We start from the raw sequence: 16,747 nt of genomic DNA, 5'->3' as shown, positions 1-16,747 counted from the left end.
GCCATCATGACTACCCCGCATTCTATTGCAGAATTCACCGATCCAGAAGTCTCCCCCACGAATAACCGTCATTTAACCGTGAGCTATGCGACGCGTCATCCTGATTACTAGCGTATTCCGGCGTTGACCATGAAGGGTCAGTGGCTGGAGGCGGCGGGTTTTGCCACCGGCACCGAAGTGGATCTTAAGGTGATGAACGGCTGTATCGTCATTACCGCCAGGCAGCCGGAACCGGAACTCACCGCCTCTCTGCGCCAGGTCAGCAAGCTGTCGGCGCGCAAGCAGAAACAGGTACAGGTGTTAATCGACGCGATCGCCGGGCAAAAACCTAAGCTGGCATAAGCTCAATCCCCGGTGGCGCTTTGCTTACCGGGGCTACGGGTTTTCCCGGTCGCCTGCTGACTCGTCTCCCCACAAGACGCGGCAAGCGCCCCCAGTGGGGCAATATCTATCGCGCGCCGAACGTCGGGAATAGCTACGATTTCTTATTCTGCTCGCGCAGCATGGCTTCCCGCAGAATCGCGTTCAGCCGGGTTTGATAGCCTTTTCCCGGGCGTTTAAGCCATTCCATCACATCAGCATCGATGCGGACAGAGGCCTGGGTTTTCAACGGTCGGTAGAATTTACCGCGCACCGCGTCCGGCCACTGTTCATCACCTGAAGCGGGGATATCGCTGTAATCAATTTCGCCATCCGCTTTGTTCGCCAGCGCTCTGAGCTCGTCTTCACGCTGAGCGCTAAGCCCGGCCGGATTGTCGCGCTTGTATTTAACTGTGCTCATAACGACTCCTCTCTTTGCCGTCCGCCTTCCGGGCGCTGATGATGCGAATCACCTCAGCCCCGCTTTCAAAGCGGACCGAATGCACCACAAGAATAACGATAATTCCATGAACGAGGCCGATGGTTTGCCATCGATGCTCACCGTTTTCATAACGATCCTGGTGGGAAAGATGCTGCGGATCGTCAAAAACCAGTACCGCCTCCTCGAACCGAATTCCATGTTTTCTTAGATTGCTTGCTGCCTTGTTTGCATCCCATTCAAACTCCATTGGCATAGCACTTATCCCAATTGTATATACAAAAACGTATATACAATTATCAGGCAAGTATACGATCAATGTTGGAAAAAACCTCACATTTTCAGGGGCTGATTTGTAAAGGTTATGCCCTGTTCACTCGTCGAAAAACACCATCCCCTTATACGGCTGCTCGCGGCACGCCGCCAGGCGCTGAGCGAGGCTGCCGACGTGCAGCTCCAGCTTGTGGCCGTCCGGGTCGAGGAAATAATATGACGCCCCTTCGCTGCGGTTCACCTTCCACACCGCCACGCCGGCCGTTTCCAGGCGGGCGCTGAACCCGGCGAAATCGGCCTCGGCGACGCTAAACGCGTAGTGGGTGTAGTCGCTCTCCTCCGGCGGAGTGATGCGCCGCTGCGGATCGAGGGACAGGCACAGCCACAGATCGCCGCAGGAGAGATAGGCGCCGCTATCCCAGCGCGCGTGCAGCCTCATCCCCAGCAGCTGCTGATAAAACGCCACGCTCGGCGCCAGGCTGCTGACCGCCAGGGTCAGGTGATTCAATCCGCTTAACATGGCTCAATCCTCCAGTGAACTCACAATTTGCTGGCGCAGCCAGCGGTGCGCCGGGTCGCGGTGCCAGCGCTCGTGCCACAGCATCAGCATATCAAACCCGGCAATCGCCAGCGGCGGCTCGATAACCGTCAGCCCGCTCATCCCGCGCAGCAGCCGCTCCGGCAGCATGGCGACCAGATCGCTGCTGCGCAGCGTTTCCAGCATAAACAGGAAATGTGGCACCGAGAGGACAACCCGCCGCGAAAGCCCAAGGTTGGCCAGCGCGATATCGGTCGCGGCGCTGAAGCCGCCGCCGTCCGGGGAGACCATAACCTGATCCAGCTGACAAAACTGCGCCAGGCTCAACGACGCCGTTAGCGCCGGATGCCCCGCTCTGCCCGCCAGCACGTAGCGCTCGCTGAACAGCAGCCGCTGATGCAGCTCCGGCGGAGCGCCGTCGCGGGTATGAAAGAACAGATCGACCTCGTCACGCTCCGCCTGCTGCACCAGGCGCGAAGGCTGGAGCTCGAAGACCGCCAGCCGGCTCGACGGGGACGCGCGGCGCAGGATATTCAGCGCCGGCAGCAGGATCGCCGAGGCCATATAGTCCGTCGCCGCTATGCGCCAGGTCTGCGCCGCCGTCAGCGGGTCGAAACTGTCGGCGGGGGCGACCGCCAGCTCCAGCGCCTGCAGGGCATCACGCAATGGCCCGCGTAGCGCATCGGCGCGGGCGGTGGGCAGCATCCCGCGCGGACCGGGCAGCAGCAGCGGGTCGGCAAAAATTTCCCGCAGGCGCGCCAGCTGGATGCTGACCGACGGCTGCGACAGGTTCAGCCGCTGCGCCGCTCGGGTGACGTTATTCTCGCTCAGCAGCACGTCGAGGGTGCGCAGCAGGTTGAGATCCAGACGATGTAAATTAATCACGGCTATACCTGAGATTTAAGTAATTAATTTCTACTATAGCGGCCAGCCGCCTACTCTGCAGCTCTCCATGACTCAGAGGTGATTCTCATGAAAGTACTGCTGATTTACGCCCATCCGGAACCGCGCTCCCTGAACGGCACGCTAAAAGATTTTGCCGTCCGGCATCTGCACGATGCCGGCCACGAGGTGCAGGTTTCCGATCTCTACGCCATGCGCTGGAAAGCGGGCTTTGATGCTGACGACAGCAGCGCCCCGCCGGTCGGCGAGTTCTGGCGCTCGACCCTCGATTCAAAGCAGGCCTTTGAACAGGGAACCCAAAGCGCGGATATCGTTGCGGAGCAGGAGAAGCTGCTGTGGGCGGATACGGTGATTTTCCAGTTCCCGCTGTGGTGGTTCTCGATGCCCGCCATTATGAAAGGCTGGATTGACCGGGTTTACGCCTACGGTTTTGCCTACGGCGTCGGGGAGCACAGCGACCACCACTGGGGCGACCGCTACGGCGAAGGCACCCTGGCAGGCAAACGGGCAATGCTGGTTGTCACCACTGGCGGCTGGGAGGAGCACTACGCCCCGCGCGGCATTAACGGACCGATTAACGATATCCTGTTTCCGATCCAGCACGGGATGCTGTTTTATCCCGGCTTCGAGGTGCTGCCGCCTCTGGTGTTCTACCGCACCGAGAAAACGGACGAGCAGCGCTTTGCGCAGCAGTGCCGGGAACTCGGGCAGCGGCTGGATACGCTGGCGAGCACCGCGCCAATCCCGTTCCGCCGGCAAAACCACGGCGACTATCTGATCCCCTCCCTGACGCTGCGCCCGGAACTGGCGGTCGGTGAGAGCGGGCTAACCATCCATCAGCGGGTGGATTAAGCGCAGCGGGCGACGTATGGCCAACCCGGCGTCGCCGCTCAAATAGGCTGATTTAGTCCCTGACGCGTTTATTTATCCCGAAACGGCTATTTGTTGCGGTCAGAGGCCCGCAACTTCGTTTCCCGTCTCTTTCTCATCGGCCAGGATGGTGTATGTTCTCAAGCATCACCTTTAAGCAATCCGGTAACGAGATGAGACGTATTGAGGTAGTACTGCGTGAACTGGAGCGGCTGACGCAGACCATCAGCCGGGACGACCTGGCCGCTGGAGCCGGCGCCTTCACCGCGGAGCAAATCGGTTTTAACCTCGGCCTGGCGCGCAACTCCGTCAGTAAAGATTTAAACCAGCTGTGGAGCGACGGGCTGGTTATCAAAACCCGCGGGCGCCCGGTATTCTTTCTGCATCTGCAGGCCACGCAAACCCTGCTGGATCGGCCGCTGGCTGAGTCGGAGCGCGAGATCGGCGCCATTAGCGACCTGCTTCCCGACCGGGATCTGCCGTCGGTCAGCGATCCGTTCACGCTGTTAATCGGCCACGACCGCAGCCTGCGGGATGCGGTGGAAAAAGGCAAAGCGGCGGTGCTCTACCCGCACGGGCTACACGTGCTGCTGACCGGCCCCTCCGGCGTCGGAAAGACTTTTTTCGCCGAGCTGATGCACCGCTACGCCTGCGAGCACACCGACGATAGCCCTCCGCCGCTCGTCTACTTTAACTGCGCCGAGTACGCCAACAACCCGGAGCTGCTCTCCTCCCACCTCTTTGGCCATCGGCAGGGGGCGTTTACCGGCGCAACGGAGAGCAAGACGGGCCTGATTGAACAGGCCGACGGCGGCTACCTGCTGCTCGACGAGGTTCACCGCCTGCCCTATGAAGGCCAGGAGAAGCTCTTCTCGCTGCTGGATAAAGGCGAGTATCGCCCGCTGGGCGCCAGCGGCCCGGCGCGAAGCATCACCGTACGCCTGATCTGCGCCACCACCGAGCCGGTGAGCTCGTCGCTGCTGCGCACTTTTCAACGGCGCATTCAGGTCGCCATCGATCTTCCCGGCATCCGTCAGCGTTCGCTGGAGGAGCAGATCGAACTGATTATCGGCTTCCTGCAGCGGGAGAGCCGCAAGATCGAGCGCTCGGTAAGCATCGATAAAACGCTGCTGCTGTGGCTGCTGAATAAGCCGCTGGAAGGCAATATCGGTCAGCTAAAAAGCGACATCCAGTTTTTATGCGCCCAGGCCTGGGCATCGGGGATGGCGGCGCAGCACGATGTCCTGCTGCTGGATGGCAAGCTGGCGGACGGCGCCACGAACCCCACGCAGGAGCAGCGGATGCTGGTCGACGCGCTGTTCAACGGTAAACCCCTGCTCAGTATTGACGCCCGCACGCTGCCGCAGCTTAAAAGCCCGGCGGGCGGCGACGGCGGCATCGAAGAGAGCGATTTGTTCTACAGCTTCCTGACCCGGGAATACGTCAATCTGCGCAACAGTAACGTTCCGCCCGCAGAGACGCTGGCCATTCTCAAAAACAAGCTCAGCTCCATTTTCGAATATGGCCTCTACAGCCGCGACAGCGGCACGCGTTCCCCGCGCTATGGCGACCAGATTGAAGAGCGCGTCGCTCTGCTGATTAGCTATGTCGAGCAGATCCTGGGCTTTTCCCTGCCGGAAAATCTGGTCAATCCCCTGCGCAAGCACCTGCTGGCGCTCATCGGCTATGTCCAGCGAGGGCTGATCCCGCAGCTCTACTCCTCAAGCTTGATTCTCGATCGCTGCAAAGATGAGTATGAGAACGCCACCCGACTATGCAGGAAAATCAACGACCTGCTAAATATCCAGTGCCCGGCGACGGAGGTGGTCTGGCTGTGCCTGTTCCTCAAGGAGTGCCGCCATTACCGCCAGCGGATCGGCGTCAGCCCCGACTGCGGAGTGATACTGATCGCCCACGGCGCCACCACCGCCACCAGCATGGCGCAGTACGTCAATCGGGTGCTGGAACGCGAGCTGTTCAACGCCATCGATATGCCGTTCGAACAGTCGGTGCACGACACCCTGGATGCGTTAATCCGGCTGATGCAGGCGCGGCGCTGGCAGCGGCTGATCCTGATCGTCGATATCGGCTCGCTGGTGCATTTCGGCAGCACCATCAGCAAGCTGTTCCAGATAGACGTTCTGCTAATGCCGGATATCACCCTGACCAGCCTGCTGGAGATAGGTCTCGATCTGAGCTACGAGACCAGCGACCTGCCGCGCCTGGCGGCGCTTATGCAGGAAAAAGGCATCCCCAGCCAGCTGTGCACCCCGCAGCAGGAAAACGTCGGCAAGGTGCTGGTCATCTCCTGCATTACCGGGATGGGTACGGCGGAGAAAATTAAAACGGTGCTGGAGGAGAGCTTCGGCGAGCTGATGTCGCAGGACACCCGCATGGTGATCCTCGACTATAACGAAGTGCGCAGCCCGGAGCGCGTGCAGCAGGCCATTAGCGCCCACGAGCGGCTGGCGGGCATCGTCGGGACCTTCCAGCCCGGGCTGCCGGATATTCCGTTTATCTCGCTGGAGGAGCTCTTTTCCGAGCAGGGCCCGGAGCTGGTGTTAAGCCTGCTAACCCCCGATCTCTCCAGCGCCGAGCGGCGGCTGGAGATGGAGCGCAGCGCGTCCCGGTTTATCAGCGCGCTGACCATGGAGAGCATCATCAACCATATTTCGGTGCTCAACCCGCAGCGCATCCTCAAAGAGATGGAGGGCGTGCTCAGCCAGCTGCGCGCGACCCTGGCGATCGCTCCCAGCCGCCAGGTGACACTACGCTTCCTGATCCACTGCTGCTGTATGGTCGAGCGTATCGTGATTAACCGCAAACCGTTACAGATGGCGCTGGAAATGAAGCCCAATATGGATACTCACGCCTTTAGTGTCATTAAATCCGCCTTCCACCCGGTGGAAGAGGCCTACGCTATCCGCTTATCGGATGCGGAATATATTTATATCTACGAATTATTGTATAGCTAATCCCTTTGCTGGCGCGGCCCATCGGCCCGCCAGCCCTCCTCATCTCCCGCAGATGACACTAATGCTGGCACGGCCTTTGCTCTATCCATAGCGTCTATAAAACGGCGCCAGGAGGCCACCTTGTCATCTACTGTACCTGCACACCCATTACCGCAAATTCTGCTGCTGACGCACGGAGGCTGGGGCACGCCGCTTTGCAACAGCCTGCGCATGGTCACGGGCGAAATTGAAGGCGTGACGGAAATCGCCCTGATGCCCGTCGATACCCTCGGCGAGTATTACCAGCGCGTTGAGGCGACGGTGAAGTCGATGCCGGAAGGCTCGCTGATCCTCACCGACTTTATCGGCGGCACCACCTCTAACGTCGCCGCCCGCCTGAGCGCCGATTATCCGATCGCCGTGATTTGCGGCCTCAACGCTTCGCTGCTGCTGGAAGCGCTGGATAAACGCGAACAGGGGCCGCTGACCGGCTGCGTTAGCGAGCTGGTGGAAGCCGGACGCAGCAGCTGCCGCGATGTCGTCGCCCACGTGAACCAGTTAAACCATTAAGGAGCCCATCATGGCAAAAATCGTTTTATGTCGTATCGATAGCCGTCTGATTCACGGCCAGGTCGTCACCAAGTGGGTCGGCCAGTCGCAGGCTAACCGTATCGCCGTGGTCAGCGACGAGCTCGACGCCGATCCGTTTATGAAAAATATCTACCTGATGGCGGCGCCGCCGAATATCAAAGTCGACTGTTTCAGCAACGCCAGCTTTACCGCGGCCTGGCGGGAGAACCACCTCGGCGAGGGGAACGTGCTGGTGCTGTTTCCGTCCCTCAGCGCCATCCAGCAGGCCGTGCAGCAGGGTTTCGACGTCGCCTCGATTCAGGTCGGCGGGCTCGGCGGCGGACCAAACCGGAAAGCGGTATTTCAGAACATCACCCTCGATGAAAAAGACGTCGGCATCCTGGGTGAGCTGAAAAACAGCGGAATTCAGGTGTTCTTCCAGACGATCCCGGAAGATAAGCCCCAGTCACTGGACGACATCCTGAAAAAATTCTAACCAGTTGATAAGCAGGTAAAAACTATGGACACATTACTTTTTGCGAGCCTGATGGGACTCTATTACTGGTTCGCTCGATTACGTTTAGGCTATACCTTCTCCGCCATGCTGCTGCAGCCCGTGGTGATTGCCGTTTTCGTCGGCCTGCTGCTGGGCGATATGAAAACCGCGATGATCATCGGCGCAGGTATGCAGCTGGTCTATCTGGGCGTCACCTCCACCCCGGGCGGTAACGTTCCGTCGGATCCGGCGCTGGCCGCCTGTATCGCCATCCCGATTGCCGTGAAGGCGGGGATGGAGCCGAACCTGGCGATCGCGCTGGCGATTCCGTTCGGCGTGATCGGGGTATTCCTCGATCAGCTGCGCCGGACGCTGAACGCGGCGTGGGTGCACATGGCCGATAAGCACGCCGAAAGCGCCAACATGACGGGGATCATGCGCTGCGCCTTCATCTACCCGGCCCTGCTTGGGCTGCTGCTGCGCTTCCCGGTGGTCTTCGCCGCCAACTACTTCGGGCAGAGCGTGGTCGAGAAGTTCCTCAAGCTGATGCCGCACTGGCTGACCCACTCGTTTGAAATTATGGGCGGCATCCTGCCCGCGCTGGGCTTCGCCATCACCATCATGGTGATTGGTAAGAAGAGCCTGCTGCCGTGGTTTATCGGCGGATTCTTTGCGGTGCTCTACCTGAAGGTGGACATCATGGCGATGGCGATTTTCGGTACCTGCGTGGCCTTCCTGATTAAAGGCCTCGCCAAAAATGAAGGGGCGGCATAATGAGTAGCGATGTCATGCAACATGAGCTGGTTGAACGGGCCCGCGAAAGCCGGGCGCTGAGCAAGGCCGATATCACCAAGGCCTGGCTGATTTACTGGCTGGGGGCGGAAGTCTCCAGCTCCTACGAGCGTCTGCAAAGCCTGGTGTTCTGCGCCTCGATGACGCCGATTATCAAAAAGCTCTATCCGGAGAAAGAGGAGCAGGCCGAGGCCCTGAAGCGCCACCTCAACTTCTTTAACTCCGAGCAAACCTTCGGCGCGGTTATCCAGGGGATCGCTATCGCCATGGAGGAGCAGAAAACCCGCGGCGAACCGATTAGCGACGCCTCCATTACCGGTATCAAAACCGGCCTGATGGGGCCGCTGGCCGGGATGGGCGACTCAATCATCTGGGCCGCGGTCATGCCGCTGCTGATTGCGATCTTTATCCCCTTTGCCGCCAGCGGCAGCGCCTTTGGCGGTATCGCGCCGCTGATCCTCTACCCGGCGATCACCATGGCGATAAGCTACGGGCTGGTGCACAAAGGCTACACCCTCGGTCGAGATTCGATAATCGGCCTGCTGCAGGGGGGGCGCATCAAGGAGCTGATCTACGGCGCCAACGTGCTGGGGCTGATCATGATGGGCGCGCTGTCGGCAAGCTACGTCAAAATCACCACCCCGCTGAAAATCAGCGCGCTGAAAGGCTCCGAGGTGGTGGTGCAGCAGATCCTCGACTCTATCGCGCCGGGCCTGCTGCCGCTGGCGGCGGTCTTTGCCGTCTACTTCTATCTGCTGAAAAAGGGTCCGCGCTACACCACGATTTTACTGTCGATTGTCGCGATCAGCATCGCTTGTTCGCTGACGGGAGTGCTGTAGGCCATGAACGGTAATATTTATCAGCAGCTCGGGCTGAAGCGGGTGATTAACGCCTGCGGCAAAATGACGATCCTCGGCGTCTCGTCCGTTGACCCGGAGGTCATGCACGCCGCCGCCGAAGCCGCCGCAGCGTTCGTTGAAATCGATAAGCTCACCGAGCGCGCCGGAGAGCTTATCTCCACCCACACCGGCGCCGAGGATAGCTACCTGACGTCCTGCGCCTCGGCGGGGATTGCCATCGCGGTGGCCGCGGCAATCACCCGCGGCGAGCCGGATAAAGTGGCGCTGATGCCGGACAGCAGCGGCATGGCCAACGAAATCATCATCCTGCGCGGCCACAACGTCGACTACGGCGCGCCGATAACCAGCGCGATCCGCCTTGGCGGCGGAAGGGTGGTCGAGGTCGGCTCCAGCAATCTCGCCGCGCGCTGGCAGCTGGAGAGCGCCGTCAGCGAACGCACCGCGGCGCTGCTGTTTGTGAAATCGCACCACTGCGTGCAAAAAGGGATGCTCGCCATCGATGACTTTGTCCAGGTCGCCCGGCAGCACAACCTGCCGCTGATTGTCGATGCCGCCGCCGAAGAGGATCTTCGCCGCTGGGTCGCCACCGGCGCGGATATGGTGATTTACAGCGGCGCCAAGGCCTTCAACGCCCCCACCTCCGGCTTTATTAGCGGAAAACGCACCTGGATCGCGGCCTGCAGGGCACAGCATAACGGCATCGCCAGAGCGATGAAGGTGGGCAAAGAGAATATGGTGGGCCTGGTGTACGCCCTCAACCGCTATCAGGCGGCGGCTCCGGCACCCGATGCGGCCGCCCTGCGCCCCTTCGCCGAGGCGATATCCGCCTTGCGCGGGCTGAAGGCGGATATCGAACAGGACGAAGCCGGGCGGGCGATCTGGCGCATTCGGGTCAGGGTCGATAAAGCGGCCCTCGGCCTCGACGCCGGCGAAGTCGAAGCCCGGCTGCGCGGCGGCGAAATCGCCATCTATGCCCGCCGCTACGCCCTGCACCAGGGCGCGTTTAGCCTCGACCCGCGGACCATTGCCGAAGGTGAGATGGCGCTTATTATCGCGCGACTCAAGGAGATTACCGAACATGCAGCAGATTAACTTTTACCGCCGGCGGGTCGCGATTAACGTTCTGGCAAAAGATATCGCCAACGCCCGGGAGATTCACGACGCCGCCGAAGGCCATGCGGTGATTGGCGTGCTATCGGCGCAGTTTGCGACCGCGGATGAGGGCGTGACGGAGGTGCGCCGCTGGATGGAGGAAGTTCCGTCGATTTCCGTCGGCCTGGGGGCGGGCGATCCGGCCCAGTTCTATAAAGCGGCGATGATTGCGGCGCGGCTTCATCCCGCCCACGTCAATCAGACCTTTACCGGCTGCGGCTTTGCGGCAGGCGCACTGGCCGCCACCGGCGGACAGAACACGCGGATTAACGCGCTGATAAGCCCCACCGGCAGGCCCGGAGAGGTGCTTATCTCCACCGGGGTCAGCAGCGCGCAGGGAACGCCGGCCAGGGTCTCCGCCGATGCGGCGGTGAGGATGATTCAGGATATGGGCGCGCACGCCGCTAAGTTCTTTCCCATGGGCGGCGAACGCTCCCTGGACGAGCTAAAGGTCCTCGCTCAAAGCGCCGCGCAAAACGGCATGACGCTGATTGAGCCCACTGGCGGTATCGACCTGAATAACTTCGCCGCCATTCTGCAGGCCTGCCTGCAGGCCGGCGTTGCGCAGGTGATGCCGCATATCTACAGCTCAATCATCGACCCGCAGAGCGGGAATACCCGACCGGAAGATATTCGCCAGCTGATGAGTATCGTCAAGGATCTTGTCGATTAAAGACCCGGCCGCGTGCGGCAGCAACTGCCGCACGCCACGCGCTGATTTCTATGACGAATTGTGAGCCCCCGCGCAATAACGGCATTCCGCCGCCGCCCACTCCCCTGCACATTGATAGCGATCAAAAATAATCATACCGTCTGGTCGGTATGATTCAGGCCATGAACATAGAAGCCCAACACCGGAAAAAAGACCCCGTCCGCCTGCATCAGCAGCTGCTGGAATCCGCGGCGATGATTGCCGGCAGAGACGGCATCGCCTCGCTGTCGCTGAACGCCGTGGCGCGCGAAGCCGGGGTGAGCAAAGGCGGTCTTTTGCACCACTTCCCCAACAAGCAGGCGCTGATTTTTGCCCTCTTCGCCCGCCTGCTGGCGATTATGGAAGAGGCGATCGCCGAGCTGATGGCCGCGGATAACGTCTCCTACGGCCGCTTTACCCGCGCCTATTTGCACTATTTGTCGGCCCCTGAGCTGACGGACACCCAGGAGAGCCGCCAGCTGATGGTGCTGTCGCTGGCGATGCCGGATGAGCCGGTGCTGCGAAAATGCTGGCGCGACTGGATGCTGGATCACCTCGCGCAGGGCGACGCGCTGGACAACGGCCACACCGGCACCCTGGTACGCTACGCGGCGGACGGCATCTGGCTATCGGAGCTAACCGAGGGGCGCACCATGAGCGCCGAACACCGGCGATCGCTGGTCAGCGATCTGACGAGGATGACGCTTCCCGCGTGAAGCACGTTGAGCCTGATAAGTCAGGCGATTAGATTGAGGCCGCGATGCGCTACAACATCAATGGCCGTCTCATTTATGATGCAACGGACGGCACACTAATCCTACCGGGAAGCGATGAGGCGGACAGCCAGCTGTCGATCACCGCCAGCGCGCTACTGTGGTTTTTTCTGCGTCATCCGGAGATTGTCAGCCGCGATGAGGTGCTCAAAAAGGTCTGGGACGACAACGGCTTAACCTCCTCGAACAGCAACCTCAATCAGTACCTGAGCATGCTGCGCAAAACCTTCCGCCACTACGAGATCGACAATATTATCGTCACCGTCTCGCGCGGGCTGCTGCAGCTGAACCCGGAAATCACCGTTCATCCGCTGGACGCCCCCGCGCCGCCGGAGCCGCAGGCGGAACCGCCGTCGCCCCCGCCCGAGGAGCCGGACGCCGTGCCGCCGGCCGCGACGCAGAGCCCGAAACCAACCCGGCACGCGCGCGGCACCTGCTGGTATATCGCCGGCGTCTGCCTGCTGACCATCGCCCTGCTGCTGGTGCTTTTCAGCTTTTTCGGCAGCAGCGAATCGCGCCCCATTACCCTGACGCAGATGACCCACAGCCAGTGCGAACTGCTGGCCAGCGATGAGATGCTGCGCTCCGTGGCCGAAACCGCCTACGGCAACAACTTTGACGCCGTGCGCCAGCGGCTGAAGCTGGAGTGCAAACCCGGCGAACGTTTTGTCTTCTTCTACGGCGATCGGCTGGAGACCAACGGCCTGGGCCGCGTCTTCCTCGCCCACTGCGCGATGCATGAAGACAACCCCTTCAGCTATTGCGACAACTATTTCTACTACTCCTGGAAACCGCAATGAGACTCGCACCCCGGCCTTTTTTCGCCCTCTCAGCCCTGGCGTTTATCACCGCCGCCGGGCTTAGCGCCTGGAAGCTGCTGCCGGCGGAAAACGACGGGGCGATGAGCTGCTCGACCAAAGCCATCATGCGCTTTGAAAACATGGATAAAGAGAACGTTAACGGCAACGTTCACTTCAATTTTGCCGCCCACGGCAAAGGCTCGATGGTCGTTGAAGGCTATACCGACTCCGCCGCCGGCTGGCTCTACCTGCAGCGCTACGTTAAATTCAGCTACACCAGCAAACGCATCTCCTCAACCGAGCGCCACTACCGCATCAGCCGGTGGGAATCGAGCGCCTCATCGATCGACGAATCCCCCGACGTCATCTTCGCCTACTTTATGCGCGAGATGTCCGACAGCCACGACGGGCTGTTTCTCAACGCCCAGAAGCTCAACGAGAAGGCGATTCTGCTCAGCTCGATCAATTCCCCGCTCTACGTTTGCACCCTCAAGTCCGGCAGCAAGCTCGACTGACGGCCTGCTCCGCCCACGCCGGCCCCGTCCCATTTTTTTCCCGCGCCGCCTCACGCTGTAAAACCGCACTTTTTGCGTTTATCTCCCGGCGGAAAACATGACCATAACCACACTTAATAAATGGATATATTACCCGACCCCAGCATTAAATTATCAATCCATTAACATTTACCGCCGTCCGTCAGGATGGCGAAAAACACGCCGCATCCGCAGCCAATCCTATCGCCCCTGCCAGCACAAAGAGATAAACACAGGCCCTTAAAACGCTAAATCACAGAGTAAAAAACTAAAAACATAGCTATCACGGATTTAAATTTCACTTCGCCCGCCAATCCCTATAGTGAACCCCGAACGCCGCTACCGCGTGTTGACGCCGTTACGCGGACGGTTTTCCCGAATCACAAACCTGTCTGGAGGAACAACCATGGGTGATGCATTGGGGCTTATTGAAACCAAAGGCCTGGTGGCCTGCATTGAAGCAGCGGATGCGATGTGCAAATCCGCCAACGTCGAGCTGATTAGCTATGAAAACATCGGCTCCGGGCTGGTCACCGTAATGGTGAAGGGCGACGTCGGGGCGGTAAAAGCGGCGGTGGATTCCGGCGTGGAATCGGCGCAGCGCATCGGCGAGGTGGTGACCTCGCTGGTTATCGCGCGTCCGCATAACGACATCAACAAAATTGTTATTAAACACAAGGCTTAAGGCCAGGAGAACGCAAATGGGTGATGCATTAGGTCTGATCGAAACCAAAGGTCTGGTGGCCTGTATCGAGGCGGCGGACGCGATGTGTAAAGCCGCCAACGTCGAGCTGATTGGCTATGAAAACGTCGGCTCCGGGCTGGTCACCGCAATGGTGAAAGGCGACGTCGGCGCGGTGAAAGCGGCGGTGGATTCCGGCGTGGAATCGGCGCAGCGCATCGGGGAAGTGGTGACCTCGCTGGTTATCGCGCGTCCACATAACGACATCAACAAAATCGTCGCGCATTACAAAGTCGCGGAATAACGGGAGACAACATGATGAAAGAAGCGCTTGGTCTGATCGAAACCAAAGGTCTGGTGGCCTGTATTGAAGCCGCCGATGCGATGTGTAAAGCCGCCAACGTCGAGCTGATTGGCTATGAAAACGTCGGCTCCGGGCTGGTCACCGCGATGGTGAAAGGCGACGTCGGCGCGGTGAACGCGGCGGTGGACTCCGGCGTGGAAGCGGCGAAACGCATCGGCGAAGTCGTCACCTCTCGCGTCATTGCGCGACCGCATAACGATATCGAGAAAATCGCGTCGCAGCACAAAGCATGACCTGACAGGGCGCGCCCCGTCTCCACTCTTTTCGTCTGATGAAGGATAGACTCATGATTGAACTGGATAACGATTTGCAGTCCCGCCAGAACGCGCGGGAACTGGTGCGCAGCGCCAAAAAGGCCCAGGCGATTCTGGCCACCTTTTCGCAGCAGCAAATCGACGCCATCGTGAAAAACGTGGCCCAGGAAGCGGCGCACCACGCCGAAGCGCTGGCGAAAATGGCCTCGGAAGAGACCGGATTTGGCAACTGGCAGGACAAGGTGCTGAAGAACCGTTTTGCCTCGCTGCGCGTCTACGACGCCATCAAAGATATGAAGACCGTCGGCATCATTCATGACGATCCGCTAAAAAAAGTGATGGACGTGGGCGTGCCGCTGGGGGTGATTTGTGCGCTAGTCCCCTCAACCAACCCGACCTCAACCGTAATCTATAAAACGCTGATCGCCCTCAAGGCCGGCAACGCGATTATCTTTTCCCCGCATCCCGGCGCGCGCGAATGCAGCTGGAAGGCGATAGAGATCGTTAAGCGCGCCGCCGAAGCGGCAGGCGCCCCGGCGGGCAGCGTCGGCGCCATCACCCAGCTGACCCTCGAAGCCACCTCCGAACTGATGCACAGCAAAGAGGTCTCGCTGATCCTCGCCACCGGCGGCGAAGGGATGGTGCGCGCGGCCTATGCTTCCGGCACCCCGACCATCAGCGGCGGCCCGGGTAACGGCCCGGCGTTTATCGAGCGCAGCGCCGATATCCACCACGCGGTGAAAGATATCATCACCAGCAAAACCTTCGATAACGGGGTGATCTGCGCCTCCGAGCAGTCGATCATCGTCGAACGCTGCATTTACGACGAAGTACGCCGGGAGCTGGACGCCCAGGGCGCGTACTTTATGAACGAGGGCGAGGCGGCGAAAATGGCGGCCCTGCTGCTGCGCGCCAACGGCACCATCAACCCGAAAGTGGTCGGCAAAACCGCGCTCTATCTGAGCCAGATGGCCGGCTTCAGCGTTCCGGCCAGCACCCGGGTGCTGATCGCCGAGCAGACCACCGTCTCGCACAAAAACCCCTATTCGCGCGAAAAGCTGTGCCCGGTACTCGGCCTGTACGTGGAAGAGGACTGGAAGGCGGCCTGCAATCGGGTGATGGAGCTGCTGACCAACGAAGGCCTCGGCCACACTCTGGTGATCCACACCCGCAACCAGGACGTCATCCGCCAGTTCTGCCTCGAAAAACCGGTGAACCGCATTCTGATCAACACCCCGGCGGCGCTGGGCGGCATCGGGGCGACCACCAATATTACCCCGGCATTGACCCTCGGCTGCGGCGCCGTGGGCGGCGGTTCCAGCTCCGATAACGTCGGGCCAATGAACCTGCTCAACATCCGCAGGGTCGGCTACGGCGTGCGCTCCATTGATGAGCTACGCGCTCCGGGCAGCCGTCCCGAGCCGCAGCCCACCATCGTCGCACCGGTCGATAACCCGCATCGCAGCATTGTTGACGACCAGCGCTTCACCGCCCCTGCCACCGCCGCGGCGACCCTTAGCGCAACGGCGGACGATCGTTTTGCGGTCCGCGCCGCCGTCGAGGCGGAAGGCGACATCAGCGAGCAGAACGTGGAGCGCGTTATCCGCCAGGTGCTGGAGCGCCTCGGTAAGTAATGCATTGAGATAAGGCGATAAAAACAATGATTCTCGCAAAGGTAGTCGGACATGTCGTCGCCACGCAGAAATGCGCTGAGCTACGCGGCAGCAACCTGCTGTTAATCGCCAGGTTAGACGATGAGCAGCGGCCAATGAAGGACCAGACCTGGGTCGCCGTAGACAGCGTCGGCGCAGGCATGCACGACATCGTGCTGGCTGAAGAGTATTTAGCGCTCAACCGGGACCGCTATAAGGCCATGTCGGTGGTTGCCATTGTCGAGAACGTGTTTCGGGACGCTTAAGGAGTGAATAGTCCAATGAGTGAATTTTTGCTGAAACCCCGGATCCGCTTTGGTCAGGACGCGCTTGCGGTCCTGAGCGAGCTTCCCGCCCGCAGCGTCCTGCTGGTCACCGATAAGGCGATGGTGAAATTTGGCCTCGCCGAGCGCGTGACCCGGATCCTGCAGCAGCGCAGCATCACCTTCCAGATATGGGACGACGTGGTGGCCGACCCGGATATCGCCACCGTCGTGCGCGGTATGAAGCTGATGGACAGCCGCTATCCGGATCTGGTTATCGCCCTCGGCGGCGGTTCGGTGATTGATGCCGCCAAAGCGGTTATCTTCGCCCTGGCGCAAACCCGTCCGGACGCCCGCCGCGAGCGCCCCTGCTTCGTGGCGATCCCCACCACCAGCGGTACCGGCTCGGAAGTGACCGCCTTTTCGGTGGTGAAAGCCGGCGCCGAAAAGCTGGTGCTGGTGGACCCGTCGCTGCTGCCGGATATCGCCATTCTCGACCCGGCGCTGGTGGCCTCGGTTCCGCCGGCG

Annotated in this window: 21 protein-coding genes and 1 pseudogene; 18 read left to right on the top strand and 4 right to left on the bottom strand. The window is 60.5% G+C overall.

From position 1 onward, the window contains the following. The first annotated feature begins 6 nt into the window (after window positions 1–6). A pseudogene (gene symE, locus PFH44_RS04840) lies at window positions 7–342 on the top strand (endoribonuclease SymE). A gap of 133 nt (window positions 343–475) precedes the next feature. On the opposite strand, the gene PFH44_RS04835 reads toward symE, so the two are convergent. The 4 genes from PFH44_RS04835 to PFH44_RS04820 form a co-directional block, all read right to left on the bottom strand. Beyond that, window positions 476–781 carry a BrnA antitoxin family protein gene (locus tag PFH44_RS04835; RefSeq protein ID WP_222826159.1) on the bottom strand — a complete coding sequence of 102 codons (306 nt, stop codon included), beginning with the start codon at window positions 779–781 and terminating at the stop codon, window positions 476–478. Then, window positions 768–1,055, bottom strand: a complete 288-nt coding sequence (locus PFH44_RS04830; protein ID WP_076946524.1) for a BrnT family toxin — start codon at window positions 1,053–1,055, stop codon at window positions 768–770. Before PFH44_RS04830 ends, PFH44_RS04835 begins: the two co-directional genes overlap by 14 nt. Before the next feature lie 117 nt (window positions 1,056–1,172). After that, window positions 1,173–1,592 (bottom strand): FosA family fosfomycin resistance glutathione transferase, encoded by a 420-nt coding sequence (locus PFH44_RS04825; protein ID WP_045860222.1) that lies wholly within the window; start codon window positions 1,590–1,592, stop codon window positions 1,173–1,175. Window positions 1,593–1,595: 3 nt separating this feature from the next. Next, window positions 1,596–2,495: a LysR family transcriptional regulator gene (locus PFH44_RS04820; protein WP_123710242.1), complete on the bottom strand. Its 900-nt coding sequence runs from the start codon at window positions 2,493–2,495 to the stop codon at window positions 1,596–1,598. An 87-nt stretch (window positions 2,496–2,582) separates the two neighbouring features. On the opposite strand from PFH44_RS04820, the gene PFH44_RS04815 reads away from it, so the two are divergent. The 17 genes from PFH44_RS04815 to PFH44_RS04735 all read left to right on the top strand — a co-directional run. After that, entirely contained in the window at window positions 2,583–3,365 is a 783-nt protein-coding gene (locus PFH44_RS04815) for an NAD(P)H-dependent oxidoreductase (RefSeq protein WP_045860226.1), read from the top strand. Window positions 3,366–3,556: 191 nt separating this feature from the next. Further along, window positions 3,557–6,358 carry a transcriptional regulator DagR gene (dagR, locus tag PFH44_RS04810; protein WP_283824471.1) on the top strand — a complete coding sequence of 934 codons (2,802 nt, stop codon included), beginning with the start codon at window positions 3,557–3,559 and terminating at the stop codon, window positions 6,356–6,358. A 120-nt stretch (window positions 6,359–6,478) separates the two neighbouring features. Further along, window positions 6,479–6,907 (top strand): PTS sugar transporter subunit IIA, encoded by a 429-nt coding sequence (locus PFH44_RS04805; protein ID WP_045860230.1) that lies wholly within the window; start codon window positions 6,479–6,481, stop codon window positions 6,905–6,907. Window positions 6,908–6,917: 10 nt separating this feature from the next. Beyond that, window positions 6,918–7,403: a PTS sugar transporter subunit IIB gene (locus tag PFH44_RS04800; protein WP_283824444.1), complete on the top strand. Its 486-nt coding sequence runs from the start codon at window positions 6,918–6,920 to the stop codon at window positions 7,401–7,403. 24 nt (window positions 7,404–7,427) lie between these two features. Continuing rightward, window positions 7,428–8,177 carry a PTS mannose/fructose/sorbose/N-acetylgalactosamine transporter subunit IIC gene (locus tag PFH44_RS04795; RefSeq protein ID WP_045860234.1) on the top strand — a complete coding sequence of 250 codons (750 nt, stop codon included), beginning with the start codon at window positions 7,428–7,430 and terminating at the stop codon, window positions 8,175–8,177. Next, window positions 8,174–9,034, top strand: coding sequence for a PTS system mannose/fructose/sorbose family transporter subunit IID (locus PFH44_RS04790; protein WP_164846786.1), 861 nt, complete (start codon window positions 8,174–8,176; stop codon window positions 9,032–9,034). The genes PFH44_RS04795 and PFH44_RS04790 overlap by 4 nt, the downstream gene beginning before the upstream one ends. A 3-nt stretch (window positions 9,035–9,037) precedes the next feature. Next, the gene (dgaE, locus tag PFH44_RS04785) at window positions 9,038–10,147 is read left to right on the top strand and encodes a D-glucosaminate-6-phosphate ammonia lyase (protein WP_283824443.1); all 1,110 of its coding nucleotides are present in this window, start codon (window positions 9,038–9,040) and stop codon (window positions 10,145–10,147) included. After that, entirely contained in the window at window positions 10,134–10,880 is a 747-nt protein-coding gene (gene dagF, locus PFH44_RS04780) for a 2-dehydro-3-deoxy-phosphogluconate aldolase (protein WP_259224051.1), read from the top strand. The genes dgaE and dagF overlap by 14 nt, the downstream gene beginning before the upstream one ends. A gap of 149 nt (window positions 10,881–11,029) precedes the next feature. After that, window positions 11,030–11,614, top strand: a complete 585-nt coding sequence (locus tag PFH44_RS04775) for a TetR/AcrR family transcriptional regulator (protein ID WP_045860243.1) — start codon at window positions 11,030–11,032, stop codon at window positions 11,612–11,614. Window positions 11,615–11,658: 44 nt separating this feature from the next. Beyond that, window positions 11,659–12,471, top strand: a complete 813-nt coding sequence (locus PFH44_RS04770) for a winged helix-turn-helix domain-containing protein (protein ID WP_283824442.1) — start codon at window positions 11,659–11,661, stop codon at window positions 12,469–12,471. Next, a complete protein-coding gene (locus PFH44_RS04765) occupies window positions 12,468–12,986 on the top strand; it encodes a FidL-like protein (protein WP_283824441.1) in 519 nt (172 codons plus the stop codon). Before PFH44_RS04770 ends, PFH44_RS04765 begins: the two co-directional genes overlap by 4 nt. A gap of 424 nt (window positions 12,987–13,410) precedes the next feature. Beyond that, window positions 13,411–13,689 (top strand): BMC domain-containing protein, encoded by a 279-nt coding sequence (locus PFH44_RS04760; RefSeq protein ID WP_010634659.1) that lies wholly within the window; start codon window positions 13,411–13,413, stop codon window positions 13,687–13,689. Between the two features lie 16 nt (window positions 13,690–13,705). Beyond that, window positions 13,706–13,990 carry a BMC domain-containing protein gene (locus tag PFH44_RS04755; protein WP_041143877.1) on the top strand — a complete coding sequence of 95 codons (285 nt, stop codon included), beginning with the start codon at window positions 13,706–13,708 and terminating at the stop codon, window positions 13,988–13,990. A 14-nt stretch (window positions 13,991–14,004) separates the two neighbouring features. Next, the gene (locus PFH44_RS04750) at window positions 14,005–14,283 is read left to right on the top strand and encodes a BMC domain-containing protein (protein ID WP_015585230.1); all 279 of its coding nucleotides are present in this window, start codon (window positions 14,005–14,007) and stop codon (window positions 14,281–14,283) included. Window positions 14,284–14,336: 53 nt separating this feature from the next. After that, window positions 14,337–15,938 carry an acetaldehyde dehydrogenase (acetylating) gene (locus PFH44_RS04745; protein ID WP_283824440.1) on the top strand — a complete coding sequence of 534 codons (1,602 nt, stop codon included), beginning with the start codon at window positions 14,337–14,339 and terminating at the stop codon, window positions 15,936–15,938. 26 nt (window positions 15,939–15,964) lie between these two features. Then, window positions 15,965–16,222 (top strand): EutN/CcmL family microcompartment protein, encoded by a 258-nt coding sequence (locus PFH44_RS04740; protein WP_159871445.1) that lies wholly within the window; start codon window positions 15,965–15,967, stop codon window positions 16,220–16,222. 15 nt (window positions 16,223–16,237) lie between these two features. Continuing rightward, window positions 16,238–16,747, top strand: a 510-nt coding sequence (locus tag PFH44_RS04735) for an iron-containing alcohol dehydrogenase (protein ID WP_283824439.1), incomplete at its 3' end; no start/stop codon positions are given.

This window comes from Klebsiella sp. Ech2A, from assembly GCF_030078455.1.
GTDB lineage: Bacteria > Pseudomonadota > Gammaproteobacteria > Enterobacterales > Enterobacteriaceae > Klebsiella > Klebsiella terrigena.
The sequence above is the reverse complement of the archived record's forward strand: the minus strand, read 5'-3'. Positions and strand labels throughout refer to the sequence as shown.

What these genes read in the sequence shown, in the direction of transcription:
- PFH44_RS04740 (WP_159871445.1), top strand. Translation starts at nt 15,965, where the DNA reads ATGATTCTCGCAAAGGTAGTCGGACATGTCGTCGCCACGCAGAAATGC.
- PFH44_RS04765 (WP_283824441.1), top strand. Translation starts at nt 12,468, where the DNA reads ATGAGACTCGCACCCCGGCCTTTTTTCGCCCTCTCAGCCCTGGCGTTT.
- PFH44_RS04825 (WP_045860222.1), bottom strand. Translation starts at nt 1,592, where the DNA reads ATGTTAAGCGGATTGAATCACCTGACCCTGGCGGTCAGCAGCCTGGCG.
- PFH44_RS04835 (WP_222826159.1), bottom strand. Translation starts at nt 781, where the DNA reads ATGAGCACAGTTAAATACAAGCGCGACAATCCGGCCGGGCTTAGCGCT.
- PFH44_RS04745 (WP_283824440.1), top strand. Translation starts at nt 14,337, where the DNA reads ATGATTGAACTGGATAACGATTTGCAGTCCCGCCAGAACGCGCGGGAA.
- PFH44_RS04770 (WP_283824442.1), top strand. Translation starts at nt 11,659, where the DNA reads ATGCGCTACAACATCAATGGCCGTCTCATTTATGATGCAACGGACGGC.
- PFH44_RS04830 (WP_076946524.1), bottom strand. Translation starts at nt 1,055, where the DNA reads ATGCCAATGGAGTTTGAATGGGATGCAAACAAGGCAGCAAGCAATCTA.
- dgaE (WP_283824443.1), top strand. Translation starts at nt 9,038, where the DNA reads ATGAACGGTAATATTTATCAGCAGCTCGGGCTGAAGCGGGTGATTAAC.
- PFH44_RS04775 (WP_045860243.1), top strand. Translation starts at nt 11,030, where the DNA reads ATGATTCAGGCCATGAACATAGAAGCCCAACACCGGAAAAAAGACCCC.
- PFH44_RS04800 (WP_283824444.1), top strand. Translation starts at nt 6,918, where the DNA reads ATGGCAAAAATCGTTTTATGTCGTATCGATAGCCGTCTGATTCACGGC.
- PFH44_RS04750 (WP_015585230.1), top strand. Translation starts at nt 14,005, where the DNA reads ATGAAAGAAGCGCTTGGTCTGATCGAAACCAAAGGTCTGGTGGCCTGT.
- PFH44_RS04755 (WP_041143877.1), top strand. Translation starts at nt 13,706, where the DNA reads ATGGGTGATGCATTAGGTCTGATCGAAACCAAAGGTCTGGTGGCCTGT.
- PFH44_RS04795 (WP_045860234.1), top strand. Translation starts at nt 7,428, where the DNA reads ATGGACACATTACTTTTTGCGAGCCTGATGGGACTCTATTACTGGTTC.
- PFH44_RS04760 (WP_010634659.1), top strand. Translation starts at nt 13,411, where the DNA reads ATGGGTGATGCATTGGGGCTTATTGAAACCAAAGGCCTGGTGGCCTGC.
- dagF (WP_259224051.1), top strand. Translation starts at nt 10,134, where the DNA reads ATGCAGCAGATTAACTTTTACCGCCGGCGGGTCGCGATTAACGTTCTG.
- PFH44_RS04815 (WP_045860226.1), top strand. Translation starts at nt 2,583, where the DNA reads ATGAAAGTACTGCTGATTTACGCCCATCCGGAACCGCGCTCCCTGAAC.
- dagR (WP_283824471.1), top strand. Translation starts at nt 3,557, where the DNA reads ATGAGACGTATTGAGGTAGTACTGCGTGAACTGGAGCGGCTGACGCAG.